The following is a 21,975-nucleotide window of genomic DNA, read 5'->3' as shown; positions in this document are numbered from 1 at the left end:
TCAGGACGGCCGCTCGGCGTAGTGGCAGGCGGCGTCGTGGCCGTCCCCGGGGACGGGCTCGAGCGCGGGCTCCTGCTCGGCGCACCGGTCGGTGGCCTTCCAGCAGCGGGTGTGGAAGCGGCAGCCGGGCGGCGGCGCCACGGGGCTCGGCGGGTCGCCGGCCAGCATGATGCGCGAGCGGCCCCGCAGCCGCGGTTTGGCCGCGGGGGCCGCCGACAGCAGCGCCATCGTGTACGGATGCGCGGGGCTGCCGTACACCTCGGCCGCCGGTCCGGTCTCCGCCAGCCGTCCCAGGTACATCACGGCCACCCGGTGCGACACGTGCCGCACCACGGCCAGGTCGTGGGCGATGAACACCAGCGCCACCCCGAGCGTGCGCTGCAGCTCGGCGAACAGGTTGACCACCTGAGCCTGCACCGACATGTCCAGCGCCGACACCGGCTCGTCGCACACGATCACGTCCGGCTCGGTGGCCAGCGCGCGGGCGATGCCGATGCGCTGGCGCTGGCCGCCGGAGAACTCGTGCGGGTAGCGGTTCATCCGCTCGGGCGGCAGGCCCACCAGCGAGAGCAGCTCCCCCACCCGGTCCCGCAGGGCGCGGGCGTCCGCGCACAGCCGGTGCACGCGCAGCGGCTCGGCCACGATGTCGAGCACGGTCATGCGGGGGTTGAGCGAGGTGAGCGGGTCCTGGAAGACCATCTGGACGCGGCGGCGGATGTCGCGGGGCACGCCGCCGCGGGTGAAGAACGGCCGGTCCCGGAAGGTCACCTCGCCCTGGTCGGGGCGTTCGAGGCCGACGAGCATGCGGGCCAGGGTGGACTTGCCGCAGCCGGACTCGCCGACGATGCCCAGCGTCTCCCCGGCCCGCAGTTCCAGGTCCACGCCCGCGACCGCGCGTACGGCCCCGCCCCGCGAGAGGATCCCGCCGCGGTAGGTCTTGTGCAGTCCGGTGGCGCGCAGCACCGGCTCGCCCGGCCCGGCGGTGGTGGGCGCGGCGGTGGTGGCGGGTTCAGGTGGGGGCGCCATCGAGCATCTCCTTCGCGTGGTGGCAGGCGGCGTACCGGCCGGCGCCGGTCTCCAGCGGCACGAGCGCCGGACGCGTGCTCGCGCACACGTCGCTTGCCCGGTCGCAGCGGGGCGCGAACGAACACCCGGGCGATGCGGTCGCGGGGCTGGGCGGCGCGCCGGGGATGGCGCGCAGCTCGGACGCCGGCCTGTCCAGGTCGGGCACGGCCGCGAGCAGGGCGGCCGTGTACGGGTGGGCGGGCAGGTCGTACAGCTCCTCGGCCTGGCCGCTCTCCACGAGCCGGCCCGCGTACATCACCGCGACCCGGTCGCTCACCTCCGCCGCCACCCCCAGGTCGTGGGTGATCAGCAGGACGGCGGTGCCGAGCTCGCGCCGCAGCCGGTCGATGAGCTCCAGGATCTGCGCCTGTACGGTCACGTCGAGCGCGGTGGTCGGCTCGTCCGCGATGATCAGGTCGGGTTCGAGCGCCACGGCCATGGCCACGAGGATGCGCTGCCGCATGCCCCCGGAGAACTGGTGGGGGTAGTCGCCGATCCGCGTGGCCGCCGCCGGGATGCCCACCAGGTCGAGCAGCTCGACCGAGCGTGCCCTCGCCTCCTTGCGCGACAGGCCCCGGTGGACGCGGAAGAGCTCCCCGATCTGGTCGCCGACGCTGAGCACCGGGTTGAGCGCCGACAGGGCGTCCTGGAAGACCAGCGTCATCGCGCTGCCGCGCAGGGCGCGGCGCTCCTCGGCGGACATGGCGAGCAGGTCACGGCCGCCGAGGCGGGCGACCGCCGAGCGCACCTCGACGCCGGGCTGGTCGAGCAGCCCCATGACGGCCTTGGCGGTGACGGACTTTCCCGAGCCCGACTCGCCGAGCAGGGCCAGCGTCTGGCCGCGCTCGATGGTCAGGTCCACTCCGCGCACCGCGTGGATCTCCCGCCCGCGCGCGGTGAACGTGACGTGGAGGTCGCGGATCTCCAGTACCGGTGACTCGCTCACCGCACCCCTTCCTCGCTGTGACGAATGATGGCGTATGACTCTTCCCTGACGCCGAAATTCACCATCGATGTTGTCTTATGCGCCTGATCCTGGCAAACTTCCGGCAATCGGACAAGAGGGGATACCAAGTGCTGGAAGCCGCGAAGAGCTACAAGGGCTACCGTTCCTACGAATACCTGGAGGCGGGCACCGACTACCGCGTGTTCGACCTGGCGCCCGAACTCGGCCGGGTCCCCGCGTACGAGGGGCCCGAGCTCACCACCGAGCAGTCGGAACGCGTCCGCCGCCTGCTGACCGACAACCTGGTCGTCTCCCTGCACGACCACCCCTCGGTCTTCCCCGACGACATCCGCCAGACGGTCGACTACAACCGCACCGCCCGCCACCACACCGGGTACGCGGGCCTGGCCCGCTCCGGCATGACCGTCGTCTTCGACAACCTCATGGACGGCACCTGCTGCATCACCAGCCAGGCCGGCTGGAAGTGGAACGACGTGGTCGCCGACATCGGCATGCGCCTGTCGGACCTCGCCCACCAGGACTACGTCATCAAGGTCGAGCGCCTGGCCGACGTGCACGAGGCGCACGCGAGCGGCCGCATCGGCCTCGTGCTCGCCCTCGAGGCCGCCACCATGATCGAGAACGAGGTCGACAGGATCGACATGCTGTACGGCTTCGGCGTACGGCAGATGGGCATCGCCTACAGCGAGGCCAACACCCTGGGCAGCGGCCTGAAGGAGCGCGGCGACGGCGGCCTGACCCTGTTCGGCGAGAAGGCCGTGCGCCGCATGAACAAGCTGGGCATCGCCATCGACGTCTCCCACTCCGGCGACCAGACCTCGCTCGACACGATCCGCCACTCCACCAAGCCGATCCTCATCACCCACGCCGGAGCCCGCGCGGTCTGGCCGACCAACCGCATGAAGCCCGACTCCGTCATCAAGGCCGCGGCCGAGCGCGGCGGCGTGATCGGCCTCGAGGCGGCCCCGCACACCACGCTGTCGCCCGACCACCCCCGCCACAGCCTGGAGTCGGTCATGGACCACTTCACGTACTGTGTGGACCTGGTCGGCATCGACCACGTGGCGTTCGGCCCCGACACGCTGTTCGGCGACCACGTCGGGCTGCACGACACGTTCGCCGAGCACCTGTCGCTCAACGAGGCGCACGCCGGCATCGCCTACGACAAGGTGCCGTACGTCGACGGCCTGGAGAACCCCGCCGAGTGCTTCTGGAACATCATCGCCTGGCTGGTCACCCACGGTTACTCCGACGAGGAGATCACCAAGGTGGTCGGGGGCAACGTCATGCGCGTGCTGGAAGAGGTCTGGATCTGATGAGACGTGTCACCGTCCTTGGCGCGCTGGCCGCCCTGTCCGTCGCGCTGACCGCCGCCTGCGCCCCGAGCGTGCCCGGCTCGTCGCAGTCCACCGGCTCGTCCGGCGCGCCCGCCGAGGCCGGCCGGCTGACCATCGGCACCACCGCCGACGTGGTCAACTACAACCCGCTGGTCGGCAACAGCCGTACGGACTCCTGGGTCACCAGCCTGATGTACCCGCACCTGACCCAGATGGACGAGGCCGGCAAGCGCGTCCCGTACCTGGCGACCGAGTGGTCCTACTCCGAGGACGGCAGGACCGCCACGGTCAAGCTGCGCGACGACATGACGTGGTCGGACGGCAAGCCGGTCACCGCCGACGACGTGGTGTTCTCGGTGACGGCGGTGCAGAAGGAGAAGTTCGGCGTGGTCGCCGGGCTCATCACGGCGCTGGACAAGGCGAAGGCCGTTTCGCCGACGGAGGTCGAGTTCGCCCTCAGCCGTCCGGACGGGACGTTCCTGGACAACGTCGGCTTCTGGCTGCCGATCGTGCCCAAGCACGTGTTCGGGAAGGCGCCCAGCGTGCAGAAGTTCGCCAACGACTCCGACTGGGTGAGCGCGGGCCCGTTCAAGCTGACGAAGGCCGAGCGCGGCCAGCGTTATGTCATGGAGCGCGTCGACGACTTCGGCCCCGGCAAGCCGGCGATCAAGGAGGTCGTCTTCCGGGTCTTCCCCGACGTGAACACCGAGGTGCTCGCCCTGCGCAACGGCGAGATCGACCTCATCGGCAACGTGCTGCCGCCCGCCACCGCGGCCGAGCTGAAGAACGACCCCAAGGTCAAGCTCCAGCAGATCCCGTCGCTGGGCTGGGCGCACCTGCAGTACAACACCAAGCGCAAGCCGCTGGACGACGTCCGCGTCCGCAGGGCGCTCGCGCACGCCGTCGACTACGAGGCGATCAGGAACATCGCGCTGAAGGGCTTCGCCAAGTCCTCCAACTCCAGCGTGCTGACCCCCTCGCTGCCCGACTACGCCGACCCGGCGTCGAAGGAGTACGTCTTCGACCCCGAGCAGTCCAAGAAACTGCTGGCCGAGGCGGGCGTGAGCAACCTGAGCCTGAACATGATCTACGACCAGGCCGACCCGAACATCGCCCGCTGGGCCCCCATGGTCCGCGACGCGGCGAAGAAGGCCGGGATCACGATCAAGCTGCAGGGACTCGAGCGCAACACGTACCTGGACAAGACCGCCAAACGGGACTTCGACATCTACGCCGGCTCGTGGGCGGTCATGGACAACCCGCCCGCCAACCTGGGCCTGGCCTTCAAGACGGGCGGGTTCATCAACTACGCCCAGGTCAGCGACCCCAAGCTGGACGACCTGATCGACCAGGCGCAGCGGGCGCTCACCCAGGAGGAGGCCAAGCAGCCCATCCAGGAGGCCGCCAGGATCATCCACGACCAGGTCTACGACAACGTCCTGTACGTGGAGACGTTCAACATCGCCCACTCCACGAAGTGGACCGGGTTCAAGCCGATGCCGAGCGAGCTGCTGTCCATCCTGAACCCGCTCTCCCTCGCCGCGGCGAAGCCGGCGGGCTGATCCCATGCGGTTCATCGGCATCCGGCTGGCCCGCGGCCTGCTCACCCTCTGGTTCGCGGTCACGGTGACGTTCTTCCTGGTGCGCCTGCTGCCCGGCGACCCGGTGCTTGCCGTGGCCGACCCGAACATGACCGAGGAACTGCGCAGGAAGCTGCTCGCCGACTTCGGCCTCGACCAGCCGCTCGGCGTTCAGTACCTCAACTATCTGGGGCAGCTCCTCCAGGGCAACCTGGGCATGTCGTTCCGCCAGTCGGTCCCGGTGACCAGCGTGCTCATGGAACGGCTGCCGTGGACGCTGATCCTGACGATCTCGGCCATGGCGGTGACGATCGCGCTGGGCATCCCGCTCGGCGTGCTCGCCGCCACCCGGGCCAAGGGCTGGATGGACCGCGTGATCCAGCTCACCGGCGTCACCGCGCAGTCGCTGTTCGTGCCGAGCGTGGGCATCCTCCTCATGTACGTGCTGGGCGTCTGGCTCGGCTGGTTCCCCATCGGCGGGGCGGTCGACCTCGACGCCACCGGCTTCGCCGCCACCCTCAGCATGCTGCACCACCTGGTGCTGCCGTGCCTGTCGCTGGTGCTCATCCAGCTCGGCGGCTACGTCCTGACGATGCGCACCACGCTCATCGACGCGCTCGGCGAGGACTACGTGTCGCTCGCCAAGGCGAAAGGGGTCAGGCCGGGCAAGGTCGTGTGGAAGCACGCCCTGCGCAACGCGCTGCTGCCGACCACCACGATCGCCGGACTCCAGCTCGGGACCCTGGTCGGCGGCGCGGTGCTGACCGAGACGATCTACGCCTACCCGGGCATCGGCCGGGCCGTCTACGAGGCGGTCGGCCAGCTCGACTTCCCCGTCCTTCAGGGCGCGTTCGTGCTGCTCGCCGCCGCCGTCGTGGTGGCCAACCTGATCACGGACGTGGCCTACGGAATCCTCGACCCCAGGGTGCGTACCTCATGACGACGGTCGAGCTCACCCCCCGCCAGCGGACCTGGTCCGCCTTCCGCCGCAACCCGCTCGGCATGGGCAGCGGGGCCCTGCTCATCCTGCTGGCCCTGGTCGCGCTCCTCGCGCCGCTGCTCGCGCCCTTCCCCGAGGGGTACGGCGCCGACACCTCGCAGCCGCCGTCGGCCGCGCACTGGTTCGGCACCGACGACATCGGGCAGGACGTGTTCGCCCAGGTGGTGTGGGGGACCCGGGTCAGCATGGCGGTCGGCCTCAGCGCGTCCGTGCTGGCCATCGTCATCGGGCTGCTGATCGGCGTCAGCGCCGCCTACTTCAGGCGGCTCGACACGCCGCTCGGCGTGCTGGTGGACCTCTCCCTGTCGCTGCCCATGCTGCCGCTGATGATCCTGGTGGCGGCCCTGGCCGGGCCGAGCGTGCGCACGCTGGTCGTGGTCATCGCGCTGTTCAGCTGGCCTGAGGTGGCCCGCGTGGTGCGCTCGCAGGCGCTGGCGATCGTGCCCATGCCGTTCGTGTCGGCGGCCAAGGTCGTCGGCGGCTCGTCGTGGTGGATCGTCCGCAAGCACCTGCTGCCCGGCGTCATCCCGGTCGTCGGCGTGTCGGTCGTGCTGACCACCTCCCGCGCCGTGCTCGCCGAGGCGGGGCTCTCCTTCCTCGGCCTGGGCGACCCGAACAGCTGGTCGTGGGGCACGATCCTGCACAAGGCGCAGCAGTCGGGCTCCCTGGCCTCCGCCTGGTGGACCACCCTGTTCCCGTCGGTGGCGATCCTGCTGCTGGTGTTGTCCACGACCCTGCTCTCCGTGGCCTACAACGACGCTCGCAACCATAGGAGCGATGCATGACCTTCTCCCAGAAGTTGCCCGACGCCTTCTACGCCGGCGCGCTCGGCCGGGTCCGAGCCGAGATGTCCGCCGAGGGGCTGGGGGCGATGCTGCTCGACGACCCGCTCGACGTCGCCTACCTGACCGGCTTCCACCACTTCCCGAACGAGCGCCCGGTCGCCTGCTGGCTGCCGCTCGACGGCGACCCCGTGCTGCTCGTCCCCGACCTGGAGCGGGAGTACGCCCAGGATCAGGGGGCGCGGGCCGAGATCGTCGCCTATCCGGAGTTCCCCGGCGTCAGGCCGCCGTTCGCGGTGCTGGCCGGGCACGTGAAGGCGCACGACCAGGCCGCGTACGCGCCATCCACCAGCGTCGCCAGGGCCCAGGCGCTGGCCGAGGCGTTCCCCGACACCCGGTGGAGGGCCTCGAACGCGGTCGGCCGCGTACGGCTGCGCAAGCTGCCGGAGGAGATCGTCCTGCACGAGGAGGCCGCCCGCATCGCCGACGCGATGATCGAGGCCGGCGTCGAGCTGGTCAGGGCGGCCGTCGAGGCCGGCGGCGACCTGCCCGCGGAGACGGAGCTGGCCTCCCACGTCATCGCCCACGGCAGCGCCCTCATGTACGCCAGGCACACGGACGTCGTCGTCGTGCCCATGCTCACCGGCGGCCTCGTCTACGGCGGGCCCAACTCGGCCCAGCCGCACCGGCTGCCCGGCGGCGACCGGCTGCGCCAGGGGGAGACGTTCATGCTCTCGCTCGGCTGCGCCGTCGGCGGCCGGTTCGTGGAGAGCGAGCGCACGTTCGTGATCGGCGAGCCGACGACGCAGCAGGCCCGCTACTACGAGACCGTCCGCGAGGCACAGGAGACCGGCACCGAGGCACTCGTCCCGGGCGTCTCCTGCGAGGAGGCCAACCGCCGCTGCCTGCGGGTCATCGAGGAGGCCGGGCTGGCCGAGCACATCCGCCACCGGCAGGGGCACGGCATCGGGCTCGGCTTCCACGAGCCGCCGTGGCTGTCCGACGGCGACGCGACCGAGCTGGCCCCCGGCATGATCCTGTCCAGCGAGCCCGGCGTCTACGTGCCGGGCCACGCCGGCTACCGCATCTCCGACACCGTCCTGGTCACCGAGACGGGCCCGCGCCGGCTCACGGCGTACCCGCGCGAGCTCACCGACGTCATCATCTGAAAGGGACCCCGTGTTCGTCGACATCAACGACAACCCGCTCAACGTCGAGATCCTCGGCGACGGCGAGCAGACGATCATCGCCCACCACGGCGCCCCGGGCCTCGGCTCGCTCGCCGAGCCCCGGGCCAGCTTCGGGCGGCTCGCCGACGAGTACCGCGTCGTCGTGTTCGACGCCAGGGGCTCGGGCACGAGCGGCCAGGCGGGCCCGTTCACCCACGAGCAGTGGGTCGCCGACGTCGAGGGCCTGCGCCGCTGGCTCGGCGCCGAGCAGGTGATCGTCGCCGGCGGTTCGTACGGCGGCTTCATCGCCATGGAGTACGCCGCCCGCCACCCCGACCGGGTGAGCGCCGTCGTGCTCCGCGACACCTCGGCCGACAACGCCAACCAGGAGCTCGCCACCCGCAACGCCGCCGCCTCGTCCCGGGTGAGCATCGACCAGGCCAAGCTCGACCGGATCATGTCCGGCACCGTGCGCGACGACGACGACCTGCGCGACTGCTGGCGGGAGATCCTGCCGCTCTACGACCACTATTACGATCCGGCCAAGGTGGAGCAGCGGGTGGCCGCCACGCCGTACCACTATCAGACGCACAACTACGCGTTCGCCGTGAACCAGCCCGCCTACGACATCAAGCATCTCCTGCCCGGCATCACCGCCCCTGCCCTGATCACCGTCGGCAGGCACGACTGGATCACCCCGGTCGAGTGCAGCGAGACCATCGCCGCCCTCATCCCCGACGCCGAGCTGCGCGTCTTCGAACGATCGGGGCACTCGCCGCAGGTCGAGGAGGCCGAACTGTGGGAGGCTACCGTCCGCGGATTCCTCCGCAAGGTGCGCGAACGGCCCTGAACGCGCGATGATGCCCCCGATGGATGATCTCGACGACCTCGACCGCAAGATCCTCGCCGCGCTGCACGTGAACGGCAGGGCCAGCTGGACCGACATCGCCCAGCTGCTCGGCATCTCCACCACCACGGTGGCGCGGCGGGCCCAGCAGCTGTTCGCGGCTGGGCTGGTCCGCGTGGCCGTGCTGCCGCACCTGGAGTGCGACGGTCCTGTCAACACCTTCATCGTACGGCTCACCTGCGCGCCCGGCAGCCAGCTGCGGGTCGCCGGGCTGCTCGCGGCCAACCCCGACGTCCGCTACGTCACCATCGTCACCGGTGGCTACGACATCGTCTTCGAGCTGGTCGCGCCCAAGGACCGCGACCTCTACTCGATGCTGGTCGAATTCGTGCACGCCATCCCCGGCGCCCAGCAGAGCAGCGCCGACCTGGTGCTGCACACGTACAAGGTCAGCTACGACTGGAGCGTCCCCGTGCTGGGGGAGCAGGCGGCGTCGTTCGCGGTGCCGCCGCGCGCCCGGACGTGCGGACGCTGCCACCTCGACGACGTCGACCGCGAGGTGCTGGCCGCGATGCGGGAGGACGGGCGGGCCAGCTTCCAGTCGGTCGGGCGGCGTCTGGGCATCAGCGAGAGCACCGCCAGGCGGCGGCTGGAGAGCCTGCTGGAATGCGGCTGCGCCATGGTGACCACGTTCATTCCGGCCGCCGCGCTCGGCTACGAGGCCGAGATCCTCTTCTGGCTGTCGGTCGAGCCCAGCCTGCAGGACAGCGTGGCCGAACGGCTGTCGGGCGAGCGCGGCGTGCGGATGATCGCCTCCATGCTGGGGCAGGCCTCGCTCGTGTGCGAGGTGATCGTCCCGACCACCGCCGACATCCACCGCTTCACCTCCCGCACGCTGGCCTCGATCCCCGGCATCCACTCCTGGACGGCCGGCGTGCAGGTGCTGACCGTCAAGCGCGGCTTCCTCATGGTGCCGTGGGCGGAAGACCGCATCGCCGCCGCCCTGACCGCCTAGCGGGTGTAGCGGTGCTTGGCGCCCGGCGGGAAATACTCCGGATCGCCCGACTCGCGAAGGCGGATGAACGGCGGCTGCCGCGCGGCGGGCACGTAGTGGGCGAACTCGCTGTTCAGCCGGAGCAGCTGCGCCAGGATCGACTCGCCCGCCGCCCGGGCGATCTCCTCCGATGGCTTCTCGTCCGGCATCAGCTCCACCGTCACCGTGAGATGCCGGTCGCGGTCGGCGTCCTCGCTCACCTCCAGCACGAACTTGCCCGTCACCCGGCCGCTGATCGCGGGCTGCTCCAGGCCGATCGCGATGTTCTCAGGGAAGACGTTGGCGCCGTAGTAGGAGACGGTGAAGTGGCTGCGGCCGAACACGTACACGAAAGGGCGCTCGGGGCCGCGCGCGGCCGGCTCGAAGCCGTGCCGGCGGACGAAGGCCAGCATCTCGTCGTACGCGACCAGCCCGCCCTCGTCGGCGATGTGGTAGCGGATCAGCGGGACCCCGTTGTCGCCCGAGAACAGCAGCGTGCCCTGGTGCTCCTCGAAGAACCGCACCTCGGGGTCGTACTGGACGAGGGTCGGCAGCCGCGACTCGCGGAAGAGCTCCCTGGCGGCGTCGGGACGGGCGGACAGGAACCGGCGGATCTCGACCGACAGCGGGGTCTCGTTGCCCAGCACGCCCGCGTCCGCGGTGCCGTAGAGGGAGGCGATGCCGCGTACCGGGTCCTCGATCCCCGCCCGACCGGCGACCAGCGCGCGCCACTCCTCGCTGAACACCTCGCCCGCCGTGACCAGCCTGACGTTCCAGCGGTGCCACGGAAGGTCCTCGGTGTCGATGACGTTCTTGAGGAACGGCGGGTAGCCGAGCAGCACGACCTGGTCGAAGTGGGGGGCGAGCTCCGGCAGCACGCGCAGGATCTCCCTCCGGTCGGTCCCTGGGGCGACCACGGTGATCGGGTAGCCGCGCGCGGCCAGCTGGCGGCAGCACTCGACCGTGAACAGGCCGCCCACCCAGGTGCCGAGGGCGAAGCAGACGACGGCCAGGGTGCGGCGTTCATGGGCGGCGAACGAGTCTCTGAAGACCTCCTCGAAGCGGGCGGCGATCACCTGCTCGTCGGCCGCCGACCTCGGCCAGAACGACGGCTCGCCGGTGGAACCGGACGACACCGCCACGATGTCCCCGATCACGCCGCCCCTGCACAGGTCAGGGAGGGGATGGCGACGCGTGTAGGTCTCCTTGGTCGTCATCGGCAGCCGCGCGAAGTCCTGAGACGTACGGATCTTCCCGGGATCGATGGAGTTCTCCGCCAGAAAGGCGCGATAGGCGGGAACGCTCGCCGCCACCTGCTGGAAGAGCGCAACCGGGTCCATCAGCCGACTCTACGGCGAACCCGCCCCCAACGAAACGCCCACACCCGCTGCTTACCCGGTGGTCGCCGCCGTGAGCGTCTCATTCGCCGGGGCGGACCAGACCCGTCTCGTAGGCGAAGACGATCGCCTGGGCCCGGTCGCGCAGCCCGAGCTTCATCAGCACCCGCCCCACATGCGTCTTGACCGTCTGCTCGGCCACGAACAGCTTGGCGGCGATCTCCTGGTTGGACAGTGCCTGGGCGACCAGGGCGAGCACCTCCGTCTCCCGCTCGGTCAGCTCGTCGAGCCGCCGCCCGCCCGGCACCGGCCGTGGACCGCCGAGCCGGGCGAACTCGTGGATGAGCCGCTTGGTGATCGACGGGGCGATGAGCGCCTCCCCACCCGCCACCACCCGCACCGCCTCCGCGAGCTGCGCGGCCGAGGCGTCCTTGAGCAGGAACCCGCTGGCTCCCGCCCGCAACGCTTCGTAGACGTAGTCGTCGAGGTCGAACGTCGTCAGGATGAGCACCTTCGTCGACTCCTGGCGGGCGAGGATCTCCCTGGTGGCCTCGAGACCGTTCATGACCGGCATGCGCACGTCCATGAGCACCACGTCGGGATCGAGCTCGGCGGCCCGATCCACGGCCTCCCGCCCGTCGGCCGCCTCGCCGGCGACCTCGATGTCCGGCTGGCCGCTCAGGAACACGGTGAACCCCGTGCGCACCATCCCCTGGTCGTCGGCGATCAGAACCCGGATCAAGCGTTCTCCCTCGTCACGATCGGCAGCACTGCGCGTACCTCGAAGCCTCCACCGGACACGGGCCCGGCGTCGAGCGAGCCCCCGAGCAACGCCGCCCGTTCCCGCATCCCCACGAGCCCTTGCCCCGCCCCGCGCGCCGTGTCCTGGCCTGGCCCGCGAGCGGTCTCGCCGCCCGCCCGACGTGCCCCGTTGCGGAAAGCCTCGTGCGGGACGTCGGCAGGGACATCAGCAGGGACATCAGCAGGGGCGCCGGAGCCGCCGGTGCCCGCGGCGCCGCCGGGGCCGCTGCCCGGACCGTTGGCCACGCACAACCGCAACTCGTTCCCGTCGCGGGTGATGTCCACCGCGACGGGCGCTCCCGGCGCGTGCCGCATCACATTGCTCAGCGACTCCTGCACGATCCGGTACGCCGACAGCTCAACGGCGGGCGGGAGCCCGTCGAGCGGGCCCGACCGCTTGACGAGCACGGCCAGCCCGGCGGCGCGGGCGTTGGAGAACAGCTCGTCGATCCGGTCGAGCCCCGGCTGGGGCGCGGTGTCGGTGCGGCCGTCCTGGTCGCGTAGCACGCCGAGGACCTGGCGCAGCTCCGCGATCGCCTCCAGCGACAACCCGCGGATCTCGGCCAGGCCCGCCTCCAGCTGCACCGGGTCGCCGGCCGCCTTGAGCGGCACCGCCTCCGCCTGGATCGCGATCACCGACATGTGGTGGGCGACCACGTCGTGCAGCTCGCGGGCGATGCGGGTGCGCTCGGCCAGCACGGCCTTGGCGCTCTCGGCGACCTGGGAGCGGAGCTCCTCGACCACGAGCTTGGCCGTGGCCGAGCGCCTGACTCGTACGTTGTAGCCGAACAGCACCGCGACGGCCGTGACGACCGATACGAGCGGCATCGAGTTGGGGTCGGCGATCCAGGCGGTGAGGACCGTGAGGATCCAGACGACCCAGGTGATCTGCCGGTCGCAGCGCACGGCCACGGAGTAGAGGACCAGCAGGTAGGCCACGATCACGGGGGGCGCGTAGGGCAGGGCTCCGGGCGGCCCGGCCGTCTTGGCCACCCAGAGGACGAGGGGCATCGACACGAAGGCGACCCGCCACGCGGCCAGCGGCCAACGGTCGCGCAGCGCCACGGGCAACGCGACCGTCAGAGCGGTGAGGTAGGTGAGCTGCTCGCCGACCGGCAGCCGGGCCCGGAGACTCCAGTCGTTCACCATGGACTGGGTCACCCCGAACAGGGCGAAGGCCAGCGCCAGCTCGGCCAGCTGGAGGAGGTTGACCGTCCTCAGCGGCACGAGCACCGCCAGCCAGCGCGGCACGGTGAAGACCAGGCGGCGGGGGGACGGTGGCGGGTCGGCGTCACCCTGCCACAGGGCCCGCGCGAAGGGCCGCACCAGCCTCAGCGCCACATCGCTCGCCGGCCCGTCGCTCCACCGTGGCGAGTCACCCCTGACGTGCTCGTCGCCGGGCGCGGCATGCGGACCCGTAGCGGGCAGGGCGCCAAGGGCTCCGTCGGGCCCTGCCACGGGCCCTGCCACGGGCCCTGCCACGGGCCCTGCCACGGGCTCTGTCGTGGGTTCCGTCGCGAATGTCGAAGGCTCCGTCGCGGGCATCGTCGCGGGTTCCGTCGCTGGTCCGGCGCCGGTCGTGCGGTCGGCTGCCTCGCCGGAGGCCGCGCGGGAACGGCCGGGACGCCGGCGGGCGAGGTCGCGGGCGCGTCGGACGGAGATCACCTGGTCAAGCTTACGGTCGGGCCGTCGTCGGCCGCGTCACACCAGGGGTTGATCCCGCTGTCGCCCTCAGGTATCCGATTACATGCTTACGATCGCCGTGAGCGAACATCGGCAAGGAAGGGAACAATCCGAGGCTCCGATGAATTGAGTCGGATGTACTCAACCCTTTGGAGTTCGCATGAGTGAGAGCTTGATCCTTCCGGTCCTGCCGCTCGACGACGAGGTCGTCCTGCCGGGCATGGTGGTTCCGCTGGACCTGTCCGACTCCGACGTGCGCGCTGCCATAGACGCGGCCCGTGCATCTGGTGGCAACAAGCCGCGGGTCCTCCTCGTTCCCCGCATCGACGGCCGTTACGGCGCCATCGGCGTGCGCGCGGTGGTCGAGCAGGTCGGGAGGCTTCCGGGCGGCGAGCCCGCAGCCGTGGTGCGCGGCGTCGACCGCGTCCGCGTGGGCACCGGCACGACAGGCCCCGGCGCCGCGTTGTGGGTCGAGGCCGACACGATCGACGCCGTCGCCGCCGGCGAGCGCGCCCAGGAGCTGGCCAGGGAGTACAAAGCGCTGGCCACGACGATCCTGCAGAAGCGCGGGGCCTGGCAGGTGGTCGACCAGGTCAACCAGATCGACGACCCCTCGGTGCTGGCCGACAGCTCCGGCTACACCCCCTGGCTGAGCAGGGCGCAGAAGGTCGAGCTGCTCGAGGCCGCAGATCCCGCCGACCGGCTGGCCAAGCTGGTCGAGTGGTCGCGCGAGCACCTCGCCGAGCTCGACGTCGCCGAGACGATCCGCAAGGACGTCCAGGAGGGCATGGAGAAGCAGCAGCGCGAGTTCCTGCTGCGCCAGCAGCTCGACGCGGTGCGGAAGGAGCTGAAGGAGCTCAACGGCGACTCCGAGACCGAGGAGGAGGACTACCGCGCCCGCGTCGAGGCGGCCGACCTGCCGGAGAAGGTGCGCGAGGCCGCGGTCAAGGAGGTCGACAAGCTGGAGCGGACGCCCGACCAGTCCCCGGAGACCGGCTGGATCCGCACGTGGCTCGACACGATCCTCGACATCCCGTGGAACGACCGCACCGAGGACACCTACGACATCGCAGGCGCACGGGCCGTGCTCGACGCCGACCACACGGGCCTGTCCGACGTGAAGGACCGCATCATCGAGCACCTGGCCGTGCGCAAGCGCCGCCAGGACAAAGGTCTCGGCGTGGTGGGCGGCCGCCGCAGCGGCGCCGTGCTCGCGCTGGCCGGCCCTCCCGGAGTCGGCAAGACCTCGCTGGGCGAGTCCGTGGCCCGGGCGATGGGGCGCAAGTTCGTCCGCGTCGCGCTCGGCGGCGTGCGTGACGAGGCGGAGATCCGCGGCCACCGGCGCACCTACGTCGGCGCGCTGCCCGGCCGCATCGTCCGCGCGATCCGCGAGGCCGGCTCGATGAACCCCGTCGTCCTGCTCGACGAGGTCGACAAGGTCGGCGCCGACTACCGCGGCGACCCCACGGCCGCCCTGCTCGAGGTGCTCGACCCGGCCCAGAACCACACGTTCCGCGACCACTACCTCGAAGTCGAGCTCGACCTGTCCGACGTGCTGTTCCTGGCCACGGCCAACGTCCTGGAGGCCATCCCCGGGCCGCTGCTGGACCGGATGGAGGTCGTCACGCTCGACGGCTACACCGAGGACGAGAAGGTCGCGATCGCCCGCGACCACCTGCTGCCCAGGCAGCTGGAGCTGGCCGGGCTGACCGCCGAGGAGGTCACGGTCGAGGAGGCGGCGCTGCGCAGGCTGGCCGCCGAATACACCCGCGAGGCCGGCGTGCGCTCCCTGGAGCGGTCGGTCGCGAGGATCCTGCGCAAGGTGACCGCCAAGGACGAGTTGCCCGTCACGGTCGGAGAGGACGACCTGGTCGGCTACATCGGGCGGCCGAGGTTCGTGCCGGAGTCGTCACTGCCCGAGTCCCGCCAGCGCACCTCGGTGCCGGGTGTGGCCACCGGCCTGGCGGTCACCGGCGCCGGCGGCGACGTGCTCTACGTGGAGGCGTCGATGGCCGACCCGGAGACCGGCGAGACCGGCCTCACGCTGACCGGCCAGCTGGGCGACGTGATGAAGGAGTCGGCCCGGATCGCGCTGTCCTACCTGCGCTCGCACGGCGCGGAGCTGGAGCTGCCGGTCACCGCGCTGAAGGACCGCTCGGTCCACGTGCACTTCCCCGCGGGTGCCGTCCCCAAGGACGGCCCCTCGGCCGGTGTGACGCTGACGACCGCGCTGGCCTCGCTCCTGTCGGGGCGGCTCGTCCGCGGTGACGTGGCCATGACCGGCGAGATTTCGCTGACCGGGCGGGTGCTGCCGATCGGCGGCGTCAAGCAGAAGTTGCTGGCCGCGCACCGCGCGGGCATCACCACCGTCCTCATCCCGGCCCGTAACGAGCCGGACCTGGACGACGTGCCCGAGGAGGTCCGCGACGAGCTGACCATCCACGCGGTCAGCGACGTGCGCGAGGTCCTGGATCTCGCGCTCACCCCGGCTCAGGTCGCCTCCTCCGTGGCGGCCTGACCCCCACCGCCCGCCGTATCCGAACATGTCCGGGTACGGCGGGCGGCGTGTCTGCGCCCGTGGCTTCGGCGGCGGGATGTCGTTCGCGGCCCTGGCCGGGGAGTGTCAGCCCCGGCCGTGTGAGCCGTCCGTCACCAGCAGGGCCTCCAGCTGCGTCAGGAGCGAGACCGCGCGTTCGGCGTCCTCCCCGTCCGGTACGGCCCGGCGTACCACCTCCGCCACGGGTGTGGTGGCCCGGCGGAACAACGCCTGCACGGTGGTGTCGGGGACGCGCACCCGGGTGCGCCGGCCGTCGTCCGGGTCGGGTTCGGTGGCCAGCAGGCCGCGCTCGCGCATCCGGGCGACCGAGGCCGACACGTGGCTCTGGGCGAATCCCGTGCGGGCGTGGATCTCCCCGACCGTGCTTCCCGGATGGCCCAGGACGTCCTCGAAGACCGCCTCCTCCCCGGGGGTGAACATCGGCTCTCCCTCGTCGCCCGTCGACATCGACAGCTCCACCAGCCGCCGCCCCAGCCTGCGCAGTCTCGCGGTGTTCATGACCATGGCAGGACATTACATCGCTACCGATGTATCTCCAGCGATATAAATAGCGAAGTGACACGAATCACGCGTCGACCGGGGAATGGGGGCATCTCGCCGCGTCGTTAGCAACGGCGTGAACGAGGCATACGCGAACGACCAGGGCGCCCGCCGGGGCGTCTCGTGTTGTCGCATGCGTATGGGGCGAATTCCAGCCCATTAGAGCACCCCGTCCGCCCGTTCTCCTCGAAGGTCCTCATGATCACACCAGGTTTCGTGCTGCGCAGGCTGAGCCACCTGCCCTTCCACCCGGGCATGCGCTGAACGCCGGCCACCTGCTGTTCGATCCTGTACGTTTCCGCGGCCCCGACGACGGCCGCCCACAGTGGTGGGGATGATTCGTGATCCAGGCTTCAGGCCTGCGCAAACACTATGGCGAGACCGTCGCCCTGGACGGTGTCGACCTGCACGTGCGCGAAGGCGAGATCTACGGCGTGCTCGGCCAGAGCGGCGCGGGCAAGAGCACGCTGCTGCGCTGCGTCAACCTGCTCGAACGCCCCACCGCGGGCACCGTCACGGTCGCGGGCCAGGATCTGACCGCGCTCGGCGACGGCGAGCTGAACCGGGCCAGGCAGCGCATCGGCATGATCCACCAGCACTTCGCGCTGCTCTCCTCGCGCACGGTCGCCGGCAACGTCGCCTTCCCGCTGGAGGTCATGGGCGTGCCGCGGGCCGAGCGCCGGCGCAGGGTCGCCGAACTGCTGGCCCTCGTGGGGCTGGACGGGCGCGGCAAGGACCGCCCCCACCAGCTCTCCGGGGGGCAGAAGCAGCGGGTCGGCATCGCGAGGGCGCTGGCGGGAAACCCGTCGGTGCTGCTGTCGGACGAGGCCACCTCCGCCCTCGACCCGGCCACCACCCAGTCGATCCTCGCCCTGCTCAAGCGGCTCAACACCGAGCTGGGCCTGACGATCCTGCTCATCACCCACGAGATGGACGTCGTCAAGACGGTCTGCGACTCCGTCGCCATCATGTCGGAGGGACGCATCGAGGAGTCGGGGGCCGTCGCCGACCTCATCAGGACGCCGGGTTCCCGCCTGACCAGGGAGATCTTCCCGCTGCCCGAGCCCGCCCGGCCCGGCGTGGTGACGCTGACGTTCACCGGTGACCCGGGCCGGCCGGTCGTGTCGGAGGTCGTGCGGAAGTTCGACGTGGACGTCAGCATCCTGGGCGGCTCGATCGAGGAACTGGCGAGCGGATCGGCCGGGCGGCTGCGCGTCGCGCTCGACGGAGCCGAGACCGGTGCGGCGCTGGCGTACCTGCGTGACTGCGGGCTGATCGTCGAAGTCGCGGGGGAGACCCGGGAAGGCAGGGCCGCATGACCTGGGAGGAGATGCTGCCCCTGCTGTGGCCGGCGACGGTGGAGACGGCGCAGATGGTCGGCTGGTCGACGTTGTTCACCGTGCTGTTCGGGCTGCCGCTCGGCGTGGCGCTCGTGGTGTTCGACCGCGGCGGGCTCCGGCCGATGCCGGCGCTGAAGCAGGCGCTCGGGTTCGTGGTCAACATCGGGCGCTCGCTGCCGTTCATCGTGCTGATGATCGCGATCATCCCGTTCACCCGCCTCGTCGTCGGCACCACGATCGGCACCGCCGCCGTGGTGGTGCCGCTCACGGTCGGTGCGGTGCCGTTCTTCGCGCGGCTGGTCGAGACGGCCCTCAGGGAAGTCGGTACGGACGTCGTCCAGGCCGCCCAGGCCATGGGCGCCGGCCGCGCGGCGATCGTGCGCAAGGTGCTGCTGCCCGAGGCGCTGCCCGGACTCGTGGCGGGCCTGACCGTGACCGTGGTCGCGCTCATCGGCTACTCCGCCATGGCCGGCACGATCGGCGGCGGCGGGCTGGGCGACCTGGCCATCCGGTACGGCTACCAGCGGTTCGAGACGCTGGTGATGATCGTCACCGTCGTGGTGCTCATCGTGATCGTGCAACTCCTGCAGAGCCTGGGCGACTGGGTCGCCAGGCGCCTATCGCACAAGTAAGGAAAGAATCATGAAATTTGGTCGCATTGTGGGTGCGGTTGCGCTGGCGTTGTCGCTCGCCGCATGCGGTACGTCGCAGTCCGCCACGAAGGAAGCCGAGTCGGCCGACAGCGTGCTCAAGATCGGCGCCAGCCCGGTGCCGCACGCCGAGATCCTCGGCTTCGTCAAGGAGAACCTGGCCCCGGCCGCCGGCCTCAAGCTGGAGGTCGTGGAGTTCACCGACTACGTGCAGCCGAACACCCAGCTCGACGAGGGCCTGCTGACCGCGAACTACTTCCAGCACAAGCCGTACCTCGACGACTTCAACTCTTCCAAGGGCACCGAGCTGGCCTTCGCCGCGCCGGTCCACCTGGAGCCGCTCGGCCTGTACTCGAAGAAGATCACCGAGCCGCAGGCGCTGCCGGCGGGCGCCACGGTCGCCGTCCCGAACGACGCCACCAACCTGGGCCGCGCGCTCAAACTGCTGGCCGACCACGGCATGGTCAAGCTGAGGGACGGCGCGGGCACCGCCGCCACCGAGCGCGACGTGACGGAGAACCCGAAGAACCTGCGCTTCCAGCCGCTGGAGGCGGCGCAGCTCCCGCGCTCGCTGGAGGACGTCGACGCCGCGGTGATCAACGGCAACTACGCGATCGAGGCCGGGCTCAAGCCCGCGTCGCAGGCGCTGGTGCTGGAGAAGGGCGAGGGCAACCCGTACGTCAACGGCCTGGTCGTGCGGGCGGGCCACGAGAAGGACGCGAACATCGTGACCCTCGGCAAGCTGCTGCGGGACCAGCGGGTCAAAGATTTCATCCAGCAGAACTACGCCGGCTCGGTGATTCCCGCACAATGATATTGAGAACGCGTGTGACGGCCGGGAATAACGGGTGATCAATGCCATTGCGGTGGCAAGTCATTTGTAAGCGGCGCGCAATCCGCCGGGCGTATTAAAACAGGGTCAGCAAAACCCTCTCCCGAGGAGGCCCAAGTGCGATTCGTCTCGCGAATCATGCTCGGCGTCGTCGCCGCCCTTCTGGTGGCGCTCATCGCTCCTGCCGCCGCGAACGCGACGGCAGGCGGCACGGCATCCGAAACCCGCTCCTACTACGTGAGCTGGGGACCTTATGACTCCACCGACCACAAGGCCGAGGCATCCGGCCACGTGGCGGTCGACAAGAAGCGCGTCAAGCACTGGTACGTGAAGTGGGTGCCGGTGAAGAAGCGGGTGTGCTGGGAGGACCGTAAGGGCCACAAGCACTGCAAGTGGGTCGTGAAGAAAATCAAGAAGCACGTGTGGCAGTGGCGGTACGACCACTCCTACACCGTGCGCAGCACCCTCTCCAACCACAAATGGTGGGGCCAGAACAAGTGCGCGTGGGAAACGTTCAAGGTTGTGCGTGAGGACGGTTCCTCGTATGTCGAGCGGTTCCGCAACTGCGACAGGCACCCGAGGCGCTTCTCCTTCCACGCCACGGACGTCGACCACATCTACGTGGACGTGAGCAGGGGCGGCCGTCACCACCCGACCGGCCACCACAGCGGCTGGCAGGACGTCTTCCACGCGGGCGCCTGACACGGCGGCGTAGGAGCCGCGGCCTCGACGACGGGGCCGCGGCTTCGCCATGCCGGAGGAAGCCCGCGAATCGGGTTATGGCGGGAGGGCAGGCGACCGAATACTGTTCTGTTCATGTATCCGGGAGCCATCGCAGCAGCCACCCCAGACAAGCCCGCTGTGATCATGGCGGGCTCCGGGAAGGTCGTCACCTACCGCGAGCTGGACGAGGAGTCGAACCGGCTGGCCCACCTGTTCCGCGCGGCGGGACTGCGGCCGGGCGACCACATCGCCTTCATGCTCGCCAACCATCCGCTCTTCCTGGCCATCGCCTGGGCCGCACACCGCTCGGGCCTGTCCTACACGCCCGTCAGCTCGCGGCTGCAGGCCGACGAGCTGGCCTACATCGTCGGCAACTGCGGCGCCCGCGTCTTCATCGCGAGCGCCGACCTGGCCGGCGTCGCCACCTCGATCGTCGACGCCACACCGGGCGTCGAGCTGCGGCTCATGCTCGACGGCGTGGCCGACGGCTTCGCGTCGTACGAGGAGGCGGTCGCGAAGCAGCCGCTCACCCCGATCGCCGACGAGTGCCTCGGGGCGGACATGCTCTACTCCTCCGGCACCACGGGGCGGCCGAAGGGTGTCAAGACGGCCTCCACGCACGGCCCGCTCACCGAGCCCGGGATGTTGTTCAAGCTCATCGAAGCCCTCTTCGCGCCGTCGTCCGGCAGCGTCTACCTCTCGCCGGCGCCGCTCTACCACGCCGCGCCGCTGCGCTACTCCCTGACGTTCCAGCGGCTCGGCGCGACGGTGGTGGTGATGGAGCGCTTCGACCCCGAGCAGTACCTGGCGCTGGTGGAGAAGTACGGGGTGACGCACTCGCAGCTCGTGCCGACGATGTTCATCAAGATGCTCAAGCTCCCGCCAGAAACCCGCGCAAAATACGATATTTCCTCGCTCAAGTATGCGATCCACGCCGCCGCCCCCTGTCCCATCCCCATCAAGGAACAGATGATCGACTGGTGGGGCCCGATCATCCACGAGTACTACGCGGGCACCGAGGGCAACGGCTTCCTCTACGTCGACTCCGAGAACTGGCTCCGGCGCAAGGGCACCGTCGGCCGCTCCCTGCTCGGCATCGTGCACATCTGCGACGAGGACGGCAACGACCTGCCGCCGGGCGAGCACGGCACGATCTACTTCGAGAACGGCGGCCGCTTCGAATATCACGGCGACCCCGGCAAGACCCGCGCGGCGCAGGACCCGCGGGGGAGGGGCTGGACGACCCTGGGGGACATCGGCTACCTGGACGCCGACGGCTTCCTGTACCTCACCGACCGCCGCTCGTACATGATCATCTCGGGCGGGGTGAACATCTACCCGCAGGAGGCCGAGAACGTGCTGTCGGTACATCCGAAGGTCGCCGACGTGGCGGTGTTCGGCGTGCCGGACGAGGAGATGGGGGAGCAGGTCAAGGCGGTGGTCGAGCCGGCGTCCATGGCCGAGGCGGGCCCAGGGCTGGAGGCGGAGCTGATCGCGTACTGCCGCGAGCGCCTCGCGCACTACAAGTGCCCCAAGTCGGTCGACTTCCGTGAGGAGCTGCCCCGCCACCCGACGGGCAAGCTCTACAAGCGCCTGCTGCGGGACGAGTACTGGCCGGCGCAAACGTAAAAGTTCGGCCACGGTCGGAAAGCGCCGGCGGCGGCCGGGAGCAGGGTGGGGCCGCCGTCCGCGAGAAATTTCTGACCACGATCTCGCTCCCTGCGACCGGCCC

Annotated in this window: 19 protein-coding genes; 13 read left to right on the top strand and 6 right to left on the bottom strand. The window is 70.5% G+C overall.

The features are described from left to right. Positions 1-1,026, bottom strand: coding sequence for an ABC transporter ATP-binding protein (locus ACTWPV_RS09925; protein ID WP_443151504.1), 1,026 nt, complete (start codon positions 1,024-1,026; stop codon positions 1-3). Next, positions 1,010-2,011, bottom strand: coding sequence for an ABC transporter ATP-binding protein (locus ACTWPV_RS09920; RefSeq protein ID WP_443151503.1), 1,002 nt, complete (start codon positions 2,009-2,011; stop codon positions 1,010-1,012). The genes ACTWPV_RS09925 and ACTWPV_RS09920 overlap by 17 nt, the downstream gene beginning before the upstream one ends. A 128-nt stretch (positions 2,012-2,139) precedes the next feature. Here ACTWPV_RS09920 and ACTWPV_RS09915 point away from each other — a divergent pair, with 128 nt between their 5' ends. Genes ACTWPV_RS09915 through ACTWPV_RS09885 form a run of 7 tightly spaced genes read left to right on the top strand, consistent with a single transcriptional unit; the run spans position 2,140 to position 9,762 of the window. Continuing rightward, positions 2,140-3,348, top strand: coding sequence for a dipeptidase (locus ACTWPV_RS09915; RefSeq protein ID WP_347643046.1), 1,209 nt, complete (start codon positions 2,140-2,142; stop codon positions 3,346-3,348). Continuing rightward, the gene (locus tag ACTWPV_RS09910; RefSeq protein WP_443151502.1) at positions 3,348-4,931 is read left to right on the top strand and encodes an ABC transporter substrate-binding protein; all 1,584 of its coding nucleotides are present in this window, start codon (positions 3,348-3,350) and stop codon (positions 4,929-4,931) included. The genes ACTWPV_RS09915 and ACTWPV_RS09910 overlap by 1 nt, the downstream gene beginning before the upstream one ends. A 4-nt stretch (positions 4,932-4,935) precedes the next feature. Next, positions 4,936-5,889: an ABC transporter permease gene (locus ACTWPV_RS09905; RefSeq protein ID WP_347643048.1), complete on the top strand. Its 954-nt coding sequence runs from the start codon at positions 4,936-4,938 to the stop codon at positions 5,887-5,889. Beyond that, positions 5,886-6,734 carry an ABC transporter permease gene (locus ACTWPV_RS09900; protein WP_347643049.1) on the top strand — a complete coding sequence of 283 codons (849 nt, stop codon included), beginning with the start codon at positions 5,886-5,888 and terminating at the stop codon, positions 6,732-6,734. The genes ACTWPV_RS09905 and ACTWPV_RS09900 overlap by 4 nt, the downstream gene beginning before the upstream one ends. After that, entirely contained in the window at positions 6,731-7,900 is a 1,170-nt protein-coding gene (locus ACTWPV_RS09895) for a M24 family metallopeptidase (RefSeq protein WP_443151501.1), read from the top strand. Before ACTWPV_RS09900 ends, ACTWPV_RS09895 begins: the two co-directional genes overlap by 4 nt. A gap of 10 nt (positions 7,901-7,910) precedes the next feature. Beyond that, complete coding sequence (locus ACTWPV_RS09890; protein WP_443151500.1) at positions 7,911-8,750, top strand: alpha/beta fold hydrolase; 840 nt, start codon at positions 7,911-7,913, stop codon at positions 8,748-8,750. Positions 8,751-8,769: 19 nt separating this feature from the next. After that, a complete protein-coding gene (locus ACTWPV_RS09885) occupies positions 8,770-9,762 on the top strand; it encodes an Lrp/AsnC family transcriptional regulator (RefSeq protein ID WP_443151499.1) in 993 nt (330 codons plus the stop codon). Here the strand turns inward: ACTWPV_RS09885 and ACTWPV_RS09880 are convergent. The 3 genes from ACTWPV_RS09880 to ACTWPV_RS09870 form a co-directional block, all read right to left on the bottom strand. Next, a complete protein-coding gene (locus tag ACTWPV_RS09880) occupies positions 9,759-11,120 on the bottom strand; it encodes a phenylacetate--CoA ligase family protein (RefSeq protein WP_443151498.1) in 1,362 nt (453 codons plus the stop codon). The genes ACTWPV_RS09885 and ACTWPV_RS09880 overlap by 4 nt on opposite strands. A gap of 79 nt (positions 11,121-11,199) precedes the next feature. After that, positions 11,200-11,859 (bottom strand): response regulator, encoded by a 660-nt coding sequence (locus ACTWPV_RS09875; protein WP_443151497.1) that lies wholly within the window; start codon positions 11,857-11,859, stop codon positions 11,200-11,202. After that, positions 11,856-13,376, bottom strand: a complete 1,521-nt coding sequence (locus tag ACTWPV_RS09870; RefSeq protein ID WP_443151496.1) for a sensor histidine kinase — start codon at positions 13,374-13,376, stop codon at positions 11,856-11,858. Before ACTWPV_RS09870 ends, ACTWPV_RS09875 begins: the two co-directional genes overlap by 4 nt. Before the next feature lie 385 nt (positions 13,377-13,761). Between ACTWPV_RS09870 and lon the strand changes: the two genes are divergently transcribed. After that, positions 13,762-16,119 carry an endopeptidase La gene (gene lon, locus ACTWPV_RS09865; RefSeq protein WP_443151495.1) on the top strand — a complete coding sequence of 786 codons (2,358 nt, stop codon included), beginning with the start codon at positions 13,762-13,764 and terminating at the stop codon, positions 16,117-16,119. 105 nt (positions 16,120-16,224) lie between these two features. Here lon and ACTWPV_RS09860 read toward each other — a convergent pair whose 3' ends face one another. Then, positions 16,225-16,662 carry a MarR family winged helix-turn-helix transcriptional regulator gene (locus ACTWPV_RS09860; RefSeq protein WP_443151494.1) on the bottom strand — a complete coding sequence of 146 codons (438 nt, stop codon included), beginning with the start codon at positions 16,660-16,662 and terminating at the stop codon, positions 16,225-16,227. 377 nt (positions 16,663-17,039) lie between these two features. On the opposite strand from ACTWPV_RS09860, the gene ACTWPV_RS09855 reads away from it, so the two are divergent. The 5 genes from ACTWPV_RS09855 to ACTWPV_RS09835 all read left to right on the top strand — a co-directional run bounded on the left by ACTWPV_RS09855 (position 17,040) and on the right by ACTWPV_RS09835 (position 21,872). After that, entirely contained in the window at positions 17,040-18,017 is a 978-nt protein-coding gene (locus tag ACTWPV_RS09855) for a methionine ABC transporter ATP-binding protein (RefSeq protein WP_443151493.1), read from the top strand. Next, on the top strand, positions 18,014-18,670 hold the full coding sequence (locus ACTWPV_RS09850; RefSeq protein WP_347643059.1) for a methionine ABC transporter permease: 657 nt from the start codon (positions 18,014-18,016) through the stop codon (positions 18,668-18,670). The genes ACTWPV_RS09855 and ACTWPV_RS09850 overlap by 4 nt, the downstream gene beginning before the upstream one ends. Positions 18,671-18,680: 10 nt before the next feature. Next, a complete protein-coding gene (locus tag ACTWPV_RS09845; RefSeq protein WP_443151492.1) occupies positions 18,681-19,502 on the top strand; it encodes a MetQ/NlpA family ABC transporter substrate-binding protein in 822 nt (273 codons plus the stop codon). A 135-nt stretch (positions 19,503-19,637) separates the two neighbouring features. After that, positions 19,638-20,222: a hypothetical protein gene (locus tag ACTWPV_RS09840; RefSeq protein ID WP_443151491.1), complete on the top strand. Its 585-nt coding sequence runs from the start codon at positions 19,638-19,640 to the stop codon at positions 20,220-20,222. Between the two features lie 114 nt (positions 20,223-20,336). Further along, complete coding sequence (locus ACTWPV_RS09835; protein WP_443151490.1) at positions 20,337-21,872, top strand: AMP-binding protein; 1,536 nt, start codon at positions 20,337-20,339, stop codon at positions 21,870-21,872. The last annotated feature ends 103 nt before the right edge of the window (positions 21,873-21,975 follow it).

Source organism: Nonomuraea sp. KM88, assembly GCF_052245635.1.
Classification (GTDB): Bacteria; Actinomycetota; Actinomycetes; order Streptosporangiales; family Streptosporangiaceae; genus Nonomuraea.
Note: the sequence above shows the minus strand (reverse complement) of the source record. Positions and strands in the feature narration are given on the sequence as shown.